18 protein-coding genes are annotated in these 17,992 nt (G+C 58.0%); 12 read left to right on the forward strand and 6 right to left on the reverse strand.

Going from position 1 to position 17,992, the window contains the following annotated elements:
• The first annotated feature begins 4 nt into the window (after positions 1–4).
• Genes sctI through BVK86_RS26270 form a run of 5 tightly spaced genes read left to right on the forward strand, consistent with a single transcriptional unit; the run spans position 5 to position 2,676 of the window.
• On the forward strand, positions 5–313 hold the full coding sequence (gene sctI / locus BVK86_RS26250; protein WP_075949151.1) for a type III secretion system inner rod subunit SctI: 309 nt from the start codon (positions 5–7) through the stop codon (positions 311–313).
• On the forward strand, positions 310–1,032 hold the full coding sequence (locus BVK86_RS26255) for an EscJ/YscJ/HrcJ family type III secretion inner membrane ring protein (protein WP_075949152.1): 723 nt from the start codon (positions 310–312) through the stop codon (positions 1,030–1,032). The genes sctI and BVK86_RS26255 overlap by 4 nt, the downstream gene beginning before the upstream one ends.
• On the forward strand, positions 1,019–1,585 hold the full coding sequence (locus BVK86_RS26260; RefSeq protein ID WP_075949153.1) for a secretion system protein: 567 nt from the start codon (positions 1,019–1,021) through the stop codon (positions 1,583–1,585). Before BVK86_RS26255 ends, BVK86_RS26260 begins: the two co-directional genes overlap by 14 nt.
• Positions 1,557–2,255, forward strand: coding sequence for an oxygen-regulated invasion protein OrgB (locus BVK86_RS26265; RefSeq protein WP_075949154.1), 699 nt, complete (start codon positions 1,557–1,559; stop codon positions 2,253–2,255). Before BVK86_RS26260 ends, BVK86_RS26265 begins: the two co-directional genes overlap by 29 nt.
• A complete protein-coding gene (locus tag BVK86_RS26270; protein WP_075949155.1) occupies positions 2,245–2,676 on the forward strand; it encodes a hypothetical protein in 432 nt (143 codons plus the stop codon). Before BVK86_RS26265 ends, BVK86_RS26270 begins: the two co-directional genes overlap by 11 nt.
• Positions 2,677–2,702: 26 nt before the next feature.
• Here BVK86_RS26270 and BVK86_RS26275 read toward each other — a convergent pair whose 3' ends face one another.
• Positions 2,703–4,148, reverse strand: a complete 1,446-nt coding sequence (locus tag BVK86_RS26275; RefSeq protein ID WP_092267181.1) for a hypothetical protein — start codon at positions 4,146–4,148, stop codon at positions 2,703–2,705.
• A gap of 319 nt (positions 4,149–4,467) precedes the next feature.
• Between BVK86_RS26275 and BVK86_RS26280 the strand changes: the two genes are divergently transcribed.
• Positions 4,468–5,487 (forward strand): quinone-dependent dihydroorotate dehydrogenase, encoded by a 1,020-nt coding sequence (locus tag BVK86_RS26280; RefSeq protein WP_075949156.1) that lies wholly within the window; start codon positions 4,468–4,470, stop codon positions 5,485–5,487.
• Between the two features lie 295 nt (positions 5,488–5,782).
• On the opposite strand, the gene rmf is transcribed toward BVK86_RS26280, so the two are convergent.
• A complete protein-coding gene (rmf, locus tag BVK86_RS26285) occupies positions 5,783–5,998 on the reverse strand; it encodes a ribosome modulation factor (protein ID WP_003223300.1) in 216 nt (71 codons plus the stop codon).
• Positions 5,999–6,525: 527 nt separating this feature from the next.
• On the opposite strand from rmf, the gene rlmKL reads away from it, so the two are divergent.
• Entirely contained in the window at positions 6,526–8,796 is a 2,271-nt protein-coding gene (rlmKL, locus tag BVK86_RS26295; RefSeq protein WP_075949157.1) for a bifunctional 23S rRNA (guanine(2069)-N(7))-methyltransferase RlmK/23S rRNA (guanine(2445)-N(2))-methyltransferase RlmL, read from the forward strand.
• Between the two features lie 143 nt (positions 8,797–8,939).
• Positions 8,940–11,333: a sensor domain-containing diguanylate cyclase gene (locus tag BVK86_RS26300; protein ID WP_075949158.1), complete on the forward strand. Its 2,394-nt coding sequence runs from the start codon at positions 8,940–8,942 to the stop codon at positions 11,331–11,333.
• A 50-nt stretch (positions 11,334–11,383) separates the two neighbouring features.
• On the opposite strand, the gene dacB is transcribed toward BVK86_RS26300, so the two are convergent.
• Both dacB and BVK86_RS26310 read right to left on the reverse strand, forming a co-directional pair.
• Complete coding sequence (dacB, locus tag BVK86_RS26305; RefSeq protein WP_075949159.1) at positions 11,384–12,844, reverse strand: D-alanyl-D-alanine carboxypeptidase/D-alanyl-D-alanine endopeptidase; 1,461 nt, start codon at positions 12,842–12,844, stop codon at positions 11,384–11,386.
• Between the two features lie 1,412 nt (positions 12,845–14,256).
• The gene (locus BVK86_RS26310; RefSeq protein WP_007971486.1) at positions 14,257–14,601 is read right to left on the reverse strand and encodes a YggL family protein; all 345 of its coding nucleotides are present in this window, start codon (positions 14,599–14,601) and stop codon (positions 14,257–14,259) included.
• Between the two features lie 75 nt (positions 14,602–14,676).
• On the opposite strand from BVK86_RS26310, the gene BVK86_RS29895 reads away from it, so the two are divergent.
• Entirely contained in the window at positions 14,677–14,835 is a 159-nt protein-coding gene (locus tag BVK86_RS29895; RefSeq protein ID WP_157720431.1) for a hypothetical protein, read from the forward strand.
• Between the two features lie 221 nt (positions 14,836–15,056).
• Here BVK86_RS29895 and BVK86_RS30630 read toward each other — a convergent pair whose 3' ends face one another.
• Positions 15,057–15,338 carry a helix-turn-helix domain-containing protein gene (locus BVK86_RS30630; RefSeq protein WP_083659355.1) on the reverse strand — a complete coding sequence of 94 codons (282 nt, stop codon included), beginning with the start codon at positions 15,336–15,338 and terminating at the stop codon, positions 15,057–15,059.
• A gap of 140 nt (positions 15,339–15,478) precedes the next feature.
• Here BVK86_RS30630 and BVK86_RS26320 point away from each other — a divergent pair, with 140 nt between their 5' ends.
• On the forward strand, positions 15,479–16,192 hold the full coding sequence (locus BVK86_RS26320) for a hypothetical protein (RefSeq protein ID WP_075949160.1): 714 nt from the start codon (positions 15,479–15,481) through the stop codon (positions 16,190–16,192).
• 340 nt (positions 16,193–16,532) lie between these two features.
• A complete protein-coding gene (locus BVK86_RS26325) occupies positions 16,533–16,955 on the forward strand; it encodes a hypothetical protein (RefSeq protein ID WP_075949161.1) in 423 nt (140 codons plus the stop codon).
• 127 nt (positions 16,956–17,082) lie between these two features.
• Here BVK86_RS26325 and BVK86_RS26330 read toward each other — a convergent pair whose 3' ends face one another.
• Positions 17,083–17,292 (reverse strand): hypothetical protein, encoded by a 210-nt coding sequence (locus BVK86_RS26330; protein ID WP_075949162.1) that lies wholly within the window; start codon positions 17,290–17,292, stop codon positions 17,083–17,085.
• Positions 17,293–17,859: 567 nt separating this feature from the next.
• On the opposite strand from BVK86_RS26330, the gene BVK86_RS26335 reads away from it, so the two are divergent.
• Positions 17,860–17,992, forward strand: a 133-nt coding sequence (locus BVK86_RS26335) for a transposase (RefSeq protein WP_139315740.1), incomplete at its 3' end; no start/stop codon positions are given.

Raw genomic sequence — 17,992 nt, forward strand, 5'->3', positions numbered from 1 at the left:
TCCCATGTCCATTCAGAACATTTCCCAGTCCTTCGTTGCGCGTACGTCGTTCACTGAGTTGCGTGGTCCGCAGGAAGGGCCGATCGTGTCCCTCGAGTCGCGCTTGATCGATGCGTTTGCCGGTTCTGCCGTCAACAGTGAGCAGCAAGTCTCGGCGATCAATCAGCTGATGCAGCGCCCGGATATCACCAGTCCTGAAGTGCTGACTCAATTGCAGGAGCAAGTGGGGCAGTACAACGTCGACATCAACTTGCTCAACGTGCTGGTCCGCAAGGCGGTGGGCACGGCCGAAACCCTGTTGCGTGCGTCATGAAGGTTGGGGCGTTACTGGTTGTCATGTGCGTGGCGTTGATCGGCTGTCGCCAGCCAAGTCTGCTTGAAGGGCTCGATCAGCAACAGGCCAATGAAGTGCTTTCGGTTCTGCAACGCAACAACATCGCCGCGGTGAAAGTCGACGCCGGCAAAACCGGCTATGCGGTGAAAATCGATCAGGTCGATTTTTCCGCGGCCGTCGATTTGCTCAACCTCTATTCGTTACCTTCCCGGCCGCGCTTGCAAGTGGCACAGATGTTCCCGGCCGATTCACTGGTGGCCTCGCCTCGTGCAGAAAAAGCCCGGCTGTATTCGGCGCTGGAGCAGCGGATCGAACAGTCGCTGGGTGTGCTCGAAGGCGTGGTTTCAGCGCGGGTCCATGTCAGTTACGACCTGGATGCCGGCGAAGGCGGGCGCAAATCACCGCCCATTCATCTGTCGGCGGTAGCCGTCCATGAACGCGATATCGAACCGCAATTGCTGATCACCGATATCAAGCGCTTTCTCAAGAACAGTTTTGCGGCGGTGGAGTACGAGAACATCTCCGTGGTGCTGTCGAGACGTTCGCCGACGCAGCACGTCGCGCCGTCCGCTAAAGCGACGCAAGGGCACTCGCAGTGGGTGTGGTTGTTGGCCGCGGTGAGCGGATTGCTATTGGCCATTGGTGCAGCCTGGGCCTATCGCCAGTCGAGTACAGGACAGCGTGATGGCGCACGCTGAATGTTTGCAGCGAATTCTCGCCCAACCTTTGAGTTATCTACATCCGCAGCGCCTGTCTTTACCGGCGCAGTTCGATGGGGCCGAGGCCCGACGCCTGCTCGACCGGATGCTGCTCGAAGGGCTTGATTTGCAAGGTTCGTGGCCTTCGACACCGCTGTCAGCCGTGGGGCATCTTTGGATTGACCATTGGCGAGCGCTGCCCTACATCGCAAGGCTGATGGGCACCTATCGGGTGCTGCCGGATCTGGCGCAAGGCGCCGCGCTGCTGCGCTTGCCGTTATCGCTGCGCCGGTTTGCCGGTTACCGGCTGGGCACCCGAAGAGGCGCGTCGATCGAGGGCTCCTCCGATCCTCTGGAGCAAGTCGAAGCCGCCGGCCTCAATGCATTGTGGAGCTGGCGCGAGCAGGTGCCGCCGATGTTGCTGGAACGCCTGATCCTGCAATTCTCCGAACCGGTTGTCAGCTTGTCCAGGCAATGGCCGATCACTGAACCCGATCCAGCTCTTTTCTTCTTGGCGGTGCAGCATGCTCGACGCTATCCGAACCCTGACTGAACTCCCCGACTCCCATGCGGTGCATCTGCCACGCGAGGATATTATCGCCGCACGTGAACGTCGCACTTTGCAACGCCAGGCTCAGCGGTGGGCCCGTGACTGTGTCGACCAGGCCCGGTGTGATGCCGACGCGGTGCATGCCCAGGCGTTTCAGCAAGGCTATGCCGAGGGCGTCTTGCGCGCGGTAGAGCATCTGGCGAACGGTTTGCTGGAGTCGCAGGCGCTGGGGCAAACATTACGCAAAGACCTCACGCAGGCCGCGCGCGCAATACTTGAAGACGCCTTGAGTCGTCCCGAGTGGCTGGACGAAATGCTCGAGCGCTGGCTGGCGACGCAACCGGGCGATGCGGGCGCTGTGCTGCAAGTGCTGCTGCCGATGCATTGCCGTCCCCGGAGTGATGAGCTGCGTGAGCGATTGTGCAGGCAGTGGTCCGGCGAAGTGGTCTTCGACTATCACTCACAGGAGCGTTATGTGGTGCGCCTCGCGGATCAGCTGCTCGAATTCGATGTGGAAACCAATCAAAGGCGCCTGGAGCCATGGTTGCTGGCGAGCGTCGAGAAACTGCCGGACTCGGTTCGTGCTTTGGACCAGTCTGCCGTTCAGGCGCTGACAGCGCTGTGTTCGACCTTCGGCGCGCGCGTGGCCGATGGAGTCAGCCATGAAGATTGATAGCCTGAGTAATCACGGCGCGCTCAAGCAGGAGAGCGGCGTTCAGACGCTTGAATCTCGTTTTCTTGCTGCGGGCCAGAATGTGTCTGAACACCGGCGTCCGGACCCGGAGTTCGAGCACCTGTATCAATTGCTGTTAACCATGGAAGGACAAGGAGAAAAGGCGATCTACGATTTTCTCCGCACGTTGCGTAGCGCCGACGGCACCTCTGCCGCCTATCCAACGGCTCAGAAACTGATGACCGTCACCCTCCAGGTACTGGTTCGCCTGAAAGAAGAGAAGCTTGAAGGCTCGCAGCTGTTCAAGGAAATGCGCGGAGCCAACAACCTGGCGTTCAGCATGGATGTCTTCGTCAAGGCGTTCATGCGAGAGGTGTTTGAGCCGATGGGGGATGAGGCGCGGGAAAAGAGTGATTGGTGAGCCAATACGCTGCGCTGTCAAACCGGTCAGACATTGGCGGCAGGCTTCGTTCCCTGGTTGGCGTATACGAATCCGGGACGACTCGCGAACACCACCGCGGCAACCAGCGCATTGACGATGTGATCGACTTCGGTTTTGGAGATTGGCAGTGTGGAGAAGTAGCGACTGGCTGAAACCACGACGGTGATGATGGTTTCGCTCATTGAGGTGCGGATCGCATTGGTGGTCAGGAATTGGTTGGCCACGTGTTCCGCGGAGGGAATGCGAGGCGCCATGAGCTTGATCCGGAAGCCTTCAGGGTTTTTCTCCGGTTGAAGGGCATGCATGATTTCGCCACCGAGGACCTGGCTGGCGATGTCGGCTCCAGCATTGTAGGTGCCGCGTAAAACATCATGGCCGATGACCGGAGCCAGGGATTCGAGAATCTCGGTGGTTCGGTTTTCCGTTGACAGGTCGACACTGGCCGCTGCCTCGGTGTTGCGTGCAAGCCAATCCGAAAGTTGGGTCGCGAACACCTCATTGGCTGTGGAAGGCGCACTGCCCGCCGACATCGCATAGCCGGGGCCGGAGTTCGGCGCCGTATTGCTCATGGCTGTAAAGGCCAGAAACTGCAAGGCGCCATTCAGACCTGCAGTGGCTACCGTTCCGGTCGGATTGGGGGTCGAATTGTCGCTGATCGGCAGGAACAGATTCACCAGATCGGAGGCGAAGCTGTAAAAGGCCGTTTGCGAACCGTACGAGGCCAGTGCCGGCAGCGCTTGGGGCGCTGCTGCCGCCATTGCCAGTGCGGCCATCGATAACGTGAGGGTAGCGAGGCGGGCCAGGCGCGTTTGTGTATTGGCGGTGCCGTTGCACTCATCCCTGACCGCGCCAATGATGTTCAGCGCGGGCCCCATCATCAGTGAAATCGCACCGAGCACATTGCGTGTCAGCGGCGAGGCGGCACTGGATTGCAGGGTTTTTTCCAGGGTGAATCCGATCAGCTGGCGAATCGTTGTCAGGGTGCCCACGACAAGGCCGGTACGCAGGCCGGAAATCGTCAGGTTGCAGGCCCAGCGACCGAGATCCCCCTCGAATTCGTTACGGCCCAGTTTGCCCAGTAGTTCGCCGAGGCAGTCGGTTATGGTTTGTGCGCGCTGGATGGTTGCTGTCGGCGACTGCTCTGTTTTTATCGATGGGTCCATTTCAGCGATTTTAATAGCGATGTATTCCTCGATTGAGCCGTCACGAGCATTGTCGTGTGCTTCCTCTATCTCACCTGCGAGAAGCTGCTCAATGGTTTGCGCGAGATTGGCTGAAGCAACAGCGTGATCGGTGGATTCCGTCGTGATGATTTCACTCAGGTTCAGGTCAATGCCCTCGAGCACGCCCTGCATTTCAACCACAACGGAGCTATCGCCCTGTCTGTCCGGATAGGGAGCGTGCATCATCAAGGCATTTTCAATCTGATGAGACGACGCGTAGCCGTCCAACGCTATTATCGTGTGGTTTTTGGGGGGCGTCCGCGCCGAGCGGTTTGTGTCAGGTTGAGTCGGGAGTCTGGATACCGGTAAACCTGTGGACAATAGAGGCATTTTTTTCATCCAGTGAACGGGAATGAGGCTACGTCATTGCAATCGCATCGATCATTGGGTGCTGTGCGGCGGCGGAACTATCAAAAAACGCTCACGGGCGATGCCTGCACTGATCGCCGCAACAACAGGTCTCTAATTAACCGGGGTTCTCGCCGGTTACCTCCTGGGCCGGCTATAATCCCCGCCACTTTTTATTAGCCCAGAGTCAAACCCGCCCATGTACACCCTGGCCCGTCAGCTGTTGTTCAAACTTTCCCCGGAAACCTCCCACGATCTGTCCCTGGACCTGATCGGCGCGGGAGGGCGTCTGGGACTCAACGGCTTGCTGTGCAAGGCCCCGGCAAAGAAGCCGGTGAATGTCATGGGCCTGGATTTCCCGAACCCGGTGGGGTTGGCGGCCGGCCTGGACAAGAATGGCGCGGCCATTGATGGGTTCGCTCAGCTGGGTTTCGGTTTTGTCGAAATCGGCACCATCACCCCGCGTCCGCAACCGGGCAACCCGAAGCCACGGCTGTTCCGTTTGCCGGAAGCCGAGGCGATCATCAATCGCATGGGCTTCAACAACCTCGGCGTCGATCACCTGCTGGCCCGTGTGGCGGCGGCCAGGTACAAGGGTGTTCTGGGTATCAATATTGGCAAGAACTTCGATACGCCGGTTGAGCGCGCGGTCGACGATTATCTGATCTGCCTGGACAAGGTCTATGCCCACGCCAGCTATGTGACGGTCAACGTCAGTTCGCCGAACACGCCGGGCCTGCGCAGCCTGCAGTTCGGTGACTCGCTAAAGCAACTGTTGGCCGACCTGGCCACACGCCGCGCGGAACTGGCGCTGCGTCACGGCAAACATGTGCCGCTGGCGATCAAGATCGCCCCGGACATGACCGACGAAGAAACCGCACAGGTTGCGCAGGCATTGATCGAAACCGGTATGGATGCGGTCATCGCCACCAACACCACCCTGAGCCGCGCAGGCGTCGAAGGCATGGAGCATGGTGACGAGGCGGGCGGTCTGTCCGGGGCACCGGTTCGCGACAAGAGCACGCACACGGTGAAGGTGCTGGCGGCGGAGCTGGGTGGTCGCCTGCCGATCATTGCGGCCGGTGGCATTACCGAAGGTAAACATGCGGCCGAGAAAATCACCGCCGGTGCGAGCCTGGTGCAGATTTACTCAGGCTTCATCTACAAAGGCCCGGCGCTGATCCGCGAATCCGTCGACGCAATTGCTGCCCTGCGCTAATCCCTGTGGGGATCGGGCCTTTGTGGCGAGGGAGCTTGTCGGATCGCCGCACCGTCCCGCTCGGCTGCGCAGCAGTTGTATTCCGGCCAATGCGTTCTAACGGGTACACCGGGTGTCCAGTTTTGGGCTGCTACGCCGCCAGCGGGAGCACGCTCCCTCGCCACAATGGAATTCACAGGCATAAAAAAGGGCCCCTTTAAAGGAGCCCCTGGGCCGCAGCCCGCCGTCCGGATGGGACGTGCGTGGTTAATTCGTTACGTAATCAGATTGTCGTGTCGGAGTGTTGTGCCCTGTGTTAGCCGACGGCGTGAAGTTCGTTGAGTCTGTGGATTCCCGCAGTGCCGGTCATACCGTCCCAGTTGTCGCCGCGTCCTTCTCGCCAGCCGTTAATCCAGGCTTGACGTACCGACGGTAGAGTAAATGGGCAAAGCTCACGGGATTTGCCACCAACGCCATATTGATATCCGCGCAAAAATGCTCTTTCCAACGGATCACGCTTAAGTCTTCTCATAGGGTGTTGCCCTCACTTGTTGACTGTATTTATCGCGTCGACCTCTACTGAGGTCTGGCAGAAAAACTCTGCCGTTGGGGGCTCGTTGCCGGCGTGACGAGCCAAGGTGTTGGCGTCATTGCGGCGCCAACCTGTATGGAGTTCTAACCAATGCGTCACATCGAGGGAATGATCGTTTTGTCATAAGGACGTAACTGTTCATGTGCTAAGGCCATAAGTAACCGGATGTTCGCTGCGTATTTTTTGGGCAAACCCCGGTATGATCGGCCCTGCGCAGGATGAACAGGTTAATCCTTTGGTGAGAATGCCTCCCGTTGCCGGGAAGGACTATTCGACGAAGGGTCGATTTATGAAATTTGTTGCATCAACTTTTTTATCTGTCCTTGCATCTAAGCTCACTTAACCGGGCAGCAGGGGTGGAACGGCACACCTTCGTGCCACGCGGGCGCTCTTCGAGAAAAGCGCCTGATTGAAAACCGGTCCGGCAATGCGTTGTCGGGCCACTCAGCCAAAGGCTCCGAATTCTCATGTCCGATCGTTTCGAACTCTTCCTCACTTGCCCCAAAGGCCTTGAAGGCCTGCTTATCGAGGAAGCCGTCGGGCTTGGCCTTGAGGAAGCACGTGAGCACACGTCTGCCGTGCGCGGCATGGCCACCATGGAAACCGCTTATCGCCTGTGCCTGTGGTCGCGTCTGGCCAACCGGGTCTTGCTGGTGCTCAAGCGTTTCCCGATGAAAGATGCCGAGGACCTCTATCACGGCGTACTCGACATCGATTGGCAAGACCACATGCTCAATGACGGCACCCTGGCCGTTGAATTCAGCGGTCACGGCTCCGGCATCGACAACACCCACTTCGGCGCCTTGAAGGTCAAGGATGCCATCGTCGACAAACTGCGCACCCCGCAAGGCGATCGTCCGTCCATCGACAAACTCAACCCGGACCTGCGCATTCACCTGCGTCTGGACCGTGGCGAAGCGATCCTCTCCCTCGACCTGTCCGGCCACAGCCTGCACCAGCGCGGCTACCGTCTGCAGCAGGGCGCGGCGCCGCTGAAGGAAAACCTCGCAGCCGCCATCCTGATCCGTTCCGGCTGGCCGCGTATCGCGGCTGAAGGCGGCGCACTGGCTGACCCGATGTGCGGTGTCGGTACGTTCCTGGTGGAAGCGGCGATGATCGCTGCCGACATCGCGCCGAACCTGCGTCGCGAACAGTGGGGTTTCACTGCCTGGCTCGGTCACGTACCGGCGCTGTGGAAAAAGCTCCACGAGGAAGCCTCCGAGCGCGCCGCCGCCGGTCTGGCCAAGCCACCGCTGTGGATTCGCGGATACGAAGCCGACCCGCGCCTGATTCAACCGGGCCGCAACAACGTCGAGCGTGCCGGCCTCAGCGAGTGGATCAAGATCTATCAAGGTGAAGTCGCGACCTTCGAGCCGCGTCCCGACCAGAACCAGAAAGGCCTGGTGATCTGCAACCCTCCCTACGGCGAGCGTCTGGGCGACGAGGCGAGCCTGCTCTACCTCTATCAGAACCTCGGCGAACGCCTGCGCCAGGCCTGCCTGAACTGGGAAGCGGCGGTGTTCACCGGCGCGCCGGACCTGGGCAAGCGCATGGGCATCCGCAGCCACAAGCAGTATTCGTTCTGGAACGGCGCCTTGCCGTGCAAGCTGCTGCTGATCAAAGTGCTGCCGGATCAGTTCGTCACAGGCGAGCGTCGCACCCCGGAACAGCGTCAGGCCGAGCGAGAACAAGCGGCCTACGATGAAGCGCCGAGCGAACCGCAAGAACGCAAGTACAACAAAAACGGCAACCCGATCAAACCAACGCCGGCCCCGGCGCCGGTGATCGAGCAGCCGCGCCTGAGCGAAGGCGGGCAGATGTTTGCCAACCGCCTGCAAAAGAACCTCAAGGCAATGGGCAAATGGGTCAAGCGCGAAGGCATCGATTGCTACCGCGTCTACGATGCCGACATGCCGGAATACTCCATGGCCATCGACCTGTATCACGATTGGGTCCACGTCCAGGAATACGCCGCGCCGAAATCCATCGATCCGGAAAAAGCCTCGGCGCGGATGTTCGATGCCCTGGCCGCTATTCCGCAGGCGTTGAACATCGACAAGAATTGTGTGGTGGTCAAGCGCCGCGAGCGGCAGAGCGGCACCAGGCAGTACGAGCGTCAGGCGGCGCAGGGCAAGTTCGTCGAGGTCAACGAAGGTGGCGTGAAGCTGCTGGTCAACCTCACGGACTACCTGGATACCGGTCTGTTCCTCGACCACCGTCCGATGCGCATGCGCATTCAGAAAGAGGCGGCCGGCAAGCGCTTCCTCAATCTGTTCTGCTACACCGCCACGGCCAGCGTGCATGCGGCCAAGGGCGGCGCGCGCAGCACCACCAGCGTCGACCTGTCGAAAACCTACCTCGATTGGGCGCGTCGCAACCTGTCGCTGAACGGTTTCTCCGACAAGAACCGTCTGGAGCAGGGCGATGTGATGGCCTGGCTGGACGCCAGCCGTGACGAGTACGACCTGATCTTCATCGACCCGCCGACGTTCTCCAACTCCAAGCGCATGGAAGGCATTTTCGACGTGCAGCGTGATCAGGTGCAGTTGATCGACCTGGCGATGGCTCGATTGGCCCCGGGCGGGGTGTTGTACTTCTCCAACAACTTCCGCAAGTTCGACCTGGAACCCAACCTCAGCGAGCGCTACGCGGTCGAAGAGATCACGGCCCAGACCATCGATCCGGATTTTGCCCGCAACCCCAAGATCCACCGCGCCTGGAAAATCACGGCCCGCTGACACTTGAATTGGTTGGATCCACAGAGCCTTGATTTTGAAAGGCTCTGTGGGTTCTTTCAGCGCTGGTCAAATTAGTGGCTAATAGCTATAACTCAACTCAGGGCCAAAGGGCTTTCCCGCACCTGGCGTTTTGAGTTGCGTCTATGTCGTTGCACGCCGTGCGCCCAAAAATCCTGGGTTTTATCAGCGAAGATGTCTCGGCCTGGCTGGTCGCGCTCCTGGTATTGCTCGTCGGCGGGATTCTCACGGGCCTGCTGGCGTGGTCGAACCTCAACTTGTTTCAACATCAATTGCGGCAACGTTTTCAACTGTTGGCCAATGAGCGTTACAGCCGTATCGAAGAACGTTTTGAAGATCAGGAGCAGCGCCTCGATGGCCTGCGCCGGTTTTTTGCCAACTCCGGTTCGGTCTCCCGAGACGAGTTCGATGGCTACACCCGACCTTTATTACACCGGACCCAGGCGTATTCCTATGCCGAACGGGTGAGCCATGGCCAACGCGCGGCATTCGAAAGCCGTGTTCGTGGCGAGGGCTTGAGCAATTTTAGCTTTCGCGAGCTCAACGCCGACGGCCAGTTGCAACTGGCTGCCGAGAGGGATGAGTATGTGGTCGTGGTGTACAGCCAGACACAAAGCAAACTCGGCGCGCCGCTCGGGTACGATTTACTGGCCCAGCCGATGCGGCGTGCCACGCTGGAGCGAGCTGATCAGCATGGCCAGATGGCCGTTTCGCAACCCATGCACTTGATCGGTACCGAGCCGGCGTATGCGCGGGGCGTGCTGCTGGTCGCGCCGGTCGTGTTGCGCAATCGTCCAGTGCCAGCCAAACCGGTCGGTTATGTCATGGCCGTGATCAGCATGCGCCAGTTGCTGGCAGACGGTCTGCCGGAGGCGGGGCTTGACTATCTGACGGTGCGTATCCTCGATCTGTCCATCGATAATCAGCATGAAGTGCTGTATGAGTCGCCAAACGTGCCGGCCGTCAGTGAGTTGTCGGCGACCCGGCTGTTGCGTCTGGCCGACCATGATTACCAGGTTGATATCCAGCCCAGCGAGGCGTTTCTCAAGGCCAACCATTCGTCGGTGACCACCCTGGTGGTGCTCGGTGGTTTGCTCAGCATGTTGCTCAGTGCCTTGCTTTACGTGCTGGTCAGCCAGCGGCAGCGGGCGCTGAAAATGGTTGAACAGCGGACCGAAGAACTGCGCGCCCGCGAACAGGAACTGCGCGGCACCCATGGCCAGTTACGCGGTGTGCTGAACGCTGCAACCCAGGTGGCGATCATTGCCACGGATTTGCGCGGCGTGATCAGCACCTTCAATGCCGGTGCCGAGCAGATGCTCGGCTACACCGCTACCGAGGTGGTGGGGCAAATGACCCTGGAAAACCTGCACCTGCCCCGGGAGCTGTCGGCACGCTCGGCAGAACTGAGCGCGCGCTTCGGCAAACCGGTGCCAACCTGCCATGCAATGCTGGTCGAGGGCAGCGAGGGCGGCAAGCACGAGGCGCGTGAATGGACGCTGGTGCGGGGCGACGGCAGCCATTTGATCGTCAACATGCTGGCGACCCCGGTGCTTGATGAGCAAGGCCTGTGGGTCGGTCATCTGGCGGTGTGCATCGATATTACCGAACGCAAACGGGTCCACGAGGCCCTGGCCGCTCGGGACGTATTGTTGAAGAAACTCAGCGCCCATGTCCCAGGCGGAATCTATCAGTTCAAGATGGAATTCGACGGCCGCTTCAGCGTGATCTACGCCAGTGACGGTATTCGCGAAATCTACGAACTCGAGCCGGACGTATTGCTGCTCAATGCCGAGGCGATCTTCACGCGGATTCATCCCCAGGACATCACCCGTGTGCGCGCCTCTATTCGCGACTCGGCCGATACCATCAGCCCCTGGCGCGAAGAATATCGCGTGCAGTTGCCGCAACGCGGTCTGCGCTGGGTACGCGGCGAGGCGACGCCGGAAGAACTGCCTGGCGGCGGCGTACTCTGGCATGGCTACATTTCGGACATTTCCGACATGAAGCGGGTGGAAGAAGAACTGCGCGCGCTGTCGGTCACTGATTCCCTGACCGGCATTCACAACCGGCGGTATTTCCAGGAGCGCCTGACCACGGAAATGGCCCGGGTCGAGCGCGGCGGCGGCGAGCTGTCGGTGATCATGCTCGACATCGACCATTTCAAACGCATCAATGACCAGCATGGCCATGCCGTAGGTGATCGGGTATTGCAGATCGTCTGCGAGCGCATTGGCCATCGGTTGCGCCGCACGGACGTGTTTTGCCGATTGGGTGGCGAGGAGTTCATGGTGCTGTGCCCCGACATCAGCGGTGAACACGCGTACGGGTTGGCACTGGAACTGTGGCAAGGCTTGCGCAGTTCGCCGATCGACGAGGTCGGGATCGTCACCGCGAGTTTCGGGATTGCCAACTGGCGAGTCGGTGAGGGTGCGGATGCGCTGCTGCTGCGGGCGGACTCAGGGGTCTATGCGGCGAAACAGGCGGGCAGGGACCGGGTGCAGGGCGAGACGAACTGACCCGGCCCACACACAAACCCGGTTGGAGCCGGCAAGCCGGCTCCTACTGTTTACAGGACCGAGGCGGTCTGCGGCAGTTTTGGCTGGCGGTACAGGTCCAGCAGCACTTGGTCGAGCACCGACGATGCACCGAACGGCGCCTTGTCGTTGAGGATCGCCACGACCGCCCACGTGTTGCCATTGACGTCACGGCTGAAGCCGGCGATGGCGCGCACAGTGTTCAGGGTGCCGGTCTTGACGTGGGCTTCGCCGCGCATCGCGGTGGTCTTCAGGCGTTTGCGCATGGTGCCATCGGTGCCGGCAATCGGCATCGAGCTGATGTATTCGGCGGCGTAAGGGCTGCGCCATGCGGCCTGCAGCATCGAGGCCATTTCCCGGGCGCTGACGCGTTCGGAGCGGGACAGGCCGGAGCCGTTCTCCATCACCAGATGCGGCGCGGTAATACCTTTCTTCGCCAGCCACTGGCGTACGACGCGTTGTGCCGCCTTGGCGTCGTCACCGTCGGCATCGGTACGGAATTTTTGCCCCAGGCTCAGGAACAGCTGCTGGGCCATGGTGTTGTTACTGTACTTGTTGATGTCGCGGATGATTTCCGCCAGATCGGGCGAGAATGACCGCGCCAGCACCTTGGCGCCTTTCGGCGTAGGCGCCAGCACATCCTTGCCCTGGATGCTGCCGCCCAGTTCTTTCCAGATCGCACGCACGGCACCGGCCGTGTAGGTTGCGTGATCAAGCAGCGACAGGTAGGTCTGCGAACTGCAGCCTTCGCCCAACTGGCCGCCAACGGTCACAGTCACGCTGCCATCGGCCTGGGGCACCGGGTTGTAGCGTACGCCGCCGGTGCATTGTTTAGAGTTGATGGCCTTGACCTGATTGTCGATGCGGATGCTGGCAATCGGCGGTTCCACCGAGACCAGCACCTTGCCCGAATCGTTGCGCGCGACAAAGCGCAGGGCCTTGAGATTGACCAGCAGCGCATCGGGTTTGACCAGGAACGGTTTGTTTTCGTCGTTGCCGTCATCATTGAACTCGGGCAGTTGCGGCTGCACGAAGAAGTTCTTGTCGAGCACCAGATCGCCGGTGACCTGGGTCACGCCATTGGCGCGCAGGTCGCGCATCAGCAACCAGAGTTTTTCCATGTTCAGCTTCGGATCACCGCCACCCTTGAGGTACAGGTTGCCGTTGAGAATGCCGCCGCTGAGCGTGCCGTCGGTGTAGAACTCGGTCTTCCACTGGTGGTTCGGGCCAAGCATTTCCAGGGCCGCGTAGGTCGTCACCAGCTTCATGGTCGACGCCGGGTTGACCGATACGTCGGCGTTGAAAATGGTCGGGGTGCCTGGGCCGTTGAGCGGGAGCATCACCAGTGACAGGGCGTTTTCCTGCAGCTTGCTGGCCTTGAGGGCTTTTTCAACGTTGGGTGACAAAGAGGTGATGATAGGGGCAGCAGAAACGGGAAGGGCCAGGGGGAGCAGCAGGCCGGCCAGCAACAATGGACGCAACGATTTGATCATGTGAAATAGAACCCTGCAGCCGAGGGGAAAAAAACGAGGGCATGAAAAAAAATTCCCTCAGTGGTCATGAAAGTGTCGGCATTATGCCCCAAGGTGTCACGGCTTGTGCCGTGCCTTGCCCCTCTAATCGGCTATTTTTTTACCGGCGGTAGCTGTCGCGCCCCAGAGAGTCGGGCAATCGGCCGCTTAAACTGCTAAAGTGCCGCCCGTTATTACTTAAGAGGATTGTTCCAATGGCGACTAACCGTTCCCAGCGTCTGCGCAAAAAACTGTGCGTCGATGAATTTCAAGTTTTGCTAATTAGCACAAAATAGTTCGAATGTTGTCAAAAACACTTTTGCCCTCTTACCTCTGAATCCCCGGTCTCCCCTCAGGCATCCAGCCGCTTTCAGCCAATCACGCTCTAGGCTCTGAACGAAAACCTTTGAAATTCTACTAGCGCCCGTCAACGCGCGTGTTGCCGTAGAGTTCTGGTGTTTTCAGCCACGACACTGTCATCTCTAAACAATACGAACTTTCCGATGCAGACCGGGAGTTGTTCGCGGATCTTTTCGCTGTAACCCGCCGTACCTAACGCCCCAGAGCTGATGACCGACGGATGCTGACTTTCAATTGCCACGGCGGATTTTTAGCACGCTTGTAGAGCGTGAGCCCACGCTAATAGGCGGGTTATGCTTCGGTGTGGCGATGAGTAATTAACGTGGGGAGGACGAGCCAAGAAGCGTTTGACGCACTGACTGCGTCGAAGGGGGGCACGTGAACATTGAAGGGTATGCGAGTCGGCATCCGAGTGCAGCAACATTGCGGGAGAAGGCCCGCGTTTCGATTACTAGGAGCCGGTGATCCTTTCCGCTCGAATAGGATGGCTTTGGCATGGCGCCTAATCCTCAGTGAAATCTGAAGCAGGCGTAGGCGGCCGTCCACGTAGGTGGGTAAGTCAGAAATCGACTTGGCCTAATTGGCAAGCGTAATTCCATGGCTAGGAAGGGCGAACGGCTTCAGAAAGTAACCACACGCAAAACCAGCGTCAGGATGATTGAGCCAGCTGGGTTTGCAGAAAGCATCGCAACCCTGCTTTCACTGTCAACTGACATAACCTGAGCTTCCCTTCACTGGATCGACGCCGCAGGCGGAGCAGCGCTTATATGAGAGTGGCCGTCATCGGAATCATGGGTAAGTCACCTAGCGGACGACACCAGGATTCCAAGTGCAGCTTTTTAGTTGTGAGGGGGAATGGAGCGACGGTAATGCCGGCAGGCCATGGCGAGATTAGGATCGTCCCCGTGCTTGATCACGGACAGTGGGGCGCTCGAATAAGGGAGGGAATTCGGGGAGGACGCAATATGACGATAAAAGCGCGTTTCATGATGGAGAAACAAAAAGGGCCATCACGATGGATGGCCCTTTGAACATCAAGCTACCGGATTGATTGGCTTTTCCGGGTACCAGACGTCCAGCAACGGGCTGACTTCAACGCTGGTCAGCTCGGTGCGGCCTTTGAGCCAGGCTTCAACGGCAGCGCGTTGTTCAGCGCTGACCGAGCCACGCTTCTGCAGGCAAACCAGACCGTAGTCGTCGCCGCCAACATAGCCCAGGCCGTTGGCTTCCATGGCTTCTTTGAGGAACGCGTCGAGGAATGCATCGATTGCCTCGTCAGCCAAATCTTCCTTGAAGTCCAGGTTCAGCTCGAAGCCCAATTCCTGGAACTCGTCTACACAGAGCTTTTTGCGCAGACGCTGGGAGCGGTTAGTGGCCATTGAAACAATCCTCTTAAGTAATAACGCCGCGCATCTTATCAGCTACGCGACACCTCTGCCTGATTGAGTGAGGCGATGGCCAAGCGAATCAGTTGCTTCACCGCATTTTTAGCTTCCCCATTTATAGGGGGGCGGTTGCTGCCGGCGCAGATGCTCATGGACACCAGCGTCAAGAGAGTGCATACAGCGGCTTTTGAGGTGAGCTATGAAAGCGCGATTCAAATTCAATCGTGATTATGTGCCAGCATTCGTCTCAGCTACCGCAAGGGATCTGGGGTAATACTAGAGGAAAACGAAATTCCGAAGAATAGCTAACCTCGGAGCACGAGGGAGCAATCCCTACAGTACTATTACGAAAAGCATCGTTGAGATGATCGGGCGAAACCGGCCTATTCTGCGGCTACTGTCCGGGGACCCGCATATCCTTTTCAGCAGCACCAGATAGCTGAAATCAGTTAGATCCCTATTTCAGCTAGCTCCATTCGAATCCTTTCGAACAAATGGTCCTTGCTGGCATGCTCGTTTGAAGTGAGATAGCCAGCGAAGATTATGCTCATTGGGTGAACGCCTAGGACATCTGCCATCTGCTCGATTTTGTCTATCGAAGCACTACCTCTTCCAGCTTCGAGGTTGCTGATGTAAGGCTGGCTTGGACCTAAACTTTCCTGGGGAATGTCTCTCTTAAGTCGATATGACTTGATGGAGGTACCAATAGCCCGCTTGAGTTCCAATCGCATGAGTACTTCTCGCAAAAGGAACGATAAAGCCGGTCAAAGCAGTTTTGTTCTATACTCTTAACAGTATAATTTGACATCTTGTTCTGATTTTTTACCGTAGTGGGCTTCATCGTCTACAGGTGTGCGAGATTTATACGTCTATGAAAACGAAATCATCACGTTTGCCCGTCGACATCGATTTGCCGGAGCGCGCGTTGCTCGAAGAAGGAGCTTTCTTTGTCCGCTTGCGGACGCTGGATGAGCTAGATGAGTTTTGGATTAAGCACCGGCACAGGTTTTTTTACGCCTGTGAAGGGAAAAGCTTCAGCAATCCGAGCTTTTTACACGAGTATGAATGGGTGTTTGGCTCTACAAAGGCAACAGTAGTTCGCACGGTTTTGCGGTGGGGGCAGTCAGAAATCGACTGCGAGTTCTATGATTGGGCGAAACATGATCCTCAAATGCACCAGATGTTTTTCTTGGGCCGCGATGCAGACCGTGATTCCATGATTGAAAATGGCATTTGGTTGGAAAAAAATGAGAATGATTTTCGCGTCGATTGCGTTCGTCGATCTGTCGAGACATATCGCGGATGGTGGCGCTTTTGTAATCTGCCAAAGGGGTACAATCCTAACGAATGGCTTACTGGCGGCCAGGATTATGAGGAGCTTATTGACCCTCATATGGCTTATCAGGAGGTTGCGACCGCACTGCAAGAGCAAACCTTCGATGATTGGCGACAATCCGATTTTTGGGAACTCGAATCCCATAATAGTGAAAGTATCGATCAGCTTATCCTGTATTGGAAGAATGAGCGTGCGAATGGAGAAGGCTATTATGGTGAAGAAAACGAGCCCCCTGAGATCACGAGCTAATCACAATTGCACGTATTGATGTGCACTAGAACGCTTCAAATATGAACGCACGCACTGGGATGGCGCGACTGCCTTTAGAGTGAGCACATTTTCAGCAGACGTCTATGCAGCTCTTTTGGGTATGAGGGGAGCTGAGGTGCGCAGGCAATTAGACTGCGCTGAGTTCTTGGGCATAACGGCAGTACTTAAAGGGGCTATTAGGGCCCGACCCAAGGGGGCACCGGTGAGATGGATTGGGATCACCAGCGTCTTGAGCACACCGAATTCCGCTGGTGTGATTCGCATGAGGTTTGCAATATGTTGAAGCTAACTGAGCTCCATCCACGGCGGGTGTCGCAGGATGACTGATCAGCCCTTACAGTTCGGGACCTATCAGTGGTTTGAAGAAACCTCAGAGAAGCTGCCACTCGATCCGAGTGAGATCGAGGTGCGCCTGGCCATCGCCGAGTTCGTGATTCGCCGCGTCGCCGGCACCCCCGCCGGAGAAGACATCTTCATTGGTTTGATCAAACTCTTCGAAAACCGTTACCCCCACCACAAACTACTCTCGCACTATTTGATCAGCCCGGGATGTTTGGTGCCGGAAGCCGAGGACGTTGCAGCCGAGCACGCGGCAGAGGACATCAGCCTGGGTTTCGGCGAACTGGATAAAAAACTCAGGGATAACCTCGTCCATCCGGCTGAAAGTCTAGAACCATCGGGCCCGCTGGCGGGCGCGAACTTGGCTTTGACTCCACGCGGGCGGTGCCGTCGGAAGAAGTGATTTCCCGCTCATCGTCGGTGACGCAACGACTCGCCAGACGATGCTTCAGCCCACGAGAGCCTTTGAGGTCGTCACCTTTGTTTCCTGTGCGGCGTTGGCTAGACAGTCTGGCGGCTGTCCAACGGTTTCACTCCGGCGTCATCATCAGCGCAAGGGTCATCTTGATGAACTCTTCGTTGCGGTCGATCGCCATCAGCGCACCGCGAACGTTATCCGTTACTTCAGCCGCGCCGCGTTGCTCTACCCCGTTTGACCGTTCCATGATGGCGGCTTCCAGCGCGAGCTGGTTTTCGTTGATCTTGAACAGCAGAGACGGCAGCAGGTCTGAGTGGGGCATCGTAGTTCCTCCGTGGAGAGGAAAGCATAGCCGTGGGGAATATCACAGCGCATGAGTTCACTGTCCGTGCGATTTATGGCGAAAGGCTGCAATTGAGCCAGGATAGGCGGGTCATCACCGGCTGATCAAAGTGTCAAAGCCACTGCGGTATCGAGCGCCATCAGTCGCGGCTGATGGCGTAGGTGGTTCCCTTTTTCACCGAGATCACTCCAGCGTTCTTCATTCCTCTTTGTCGAGACTGCTAAATCGCTGTGGCCTTGGAATGGGAGCATTGCCGCGTAAGAACGCTTTGACCGCCTTCTGTATGAAGTGCAGATAACGACGCAGAGGTGAGTGTGCCGCCATAGCGTGTGGGGTCATGACGATAGTTTTGCGGAACACCACCGGCGGACTCATTAGGAGCGTTAGTGAAGTCTTCGGCCCGTTGGAAGGCGCTAGCGATGAGGTAGCGGTTCTTACGCTTCCGGAATACCGATAGAACCGAATAAAGTGGGCAGTACCTCTGTAGTGGTCTAATGAAACCGGACACCCATTTAGGCGAGAATGCTCGCCAGATCGAGGTGTCAGATGACCAAACAACGCCGTACCTTTTCCCCTGAGTTCAAACGCGAGGCTGCCGACCTCGTTCTCAAGCAGGATTACAGCTTCATTGAGGCCAGCCGCTCGCTTGGTGTCGGCGAGTCTGCTTTGCGCCGATGGG

The sequence above is a fragment of the Pseudomonas reinekei genome, assembly GCF_001945365.1.
GTDB classification, from domain to species: Bacteria; Pseudomonadota; Gammaproteobacteria; order Pseudomonadales; family Pseudomonadaceae; genus Aquipseudomonas; species Aquipseudomonas reinekei.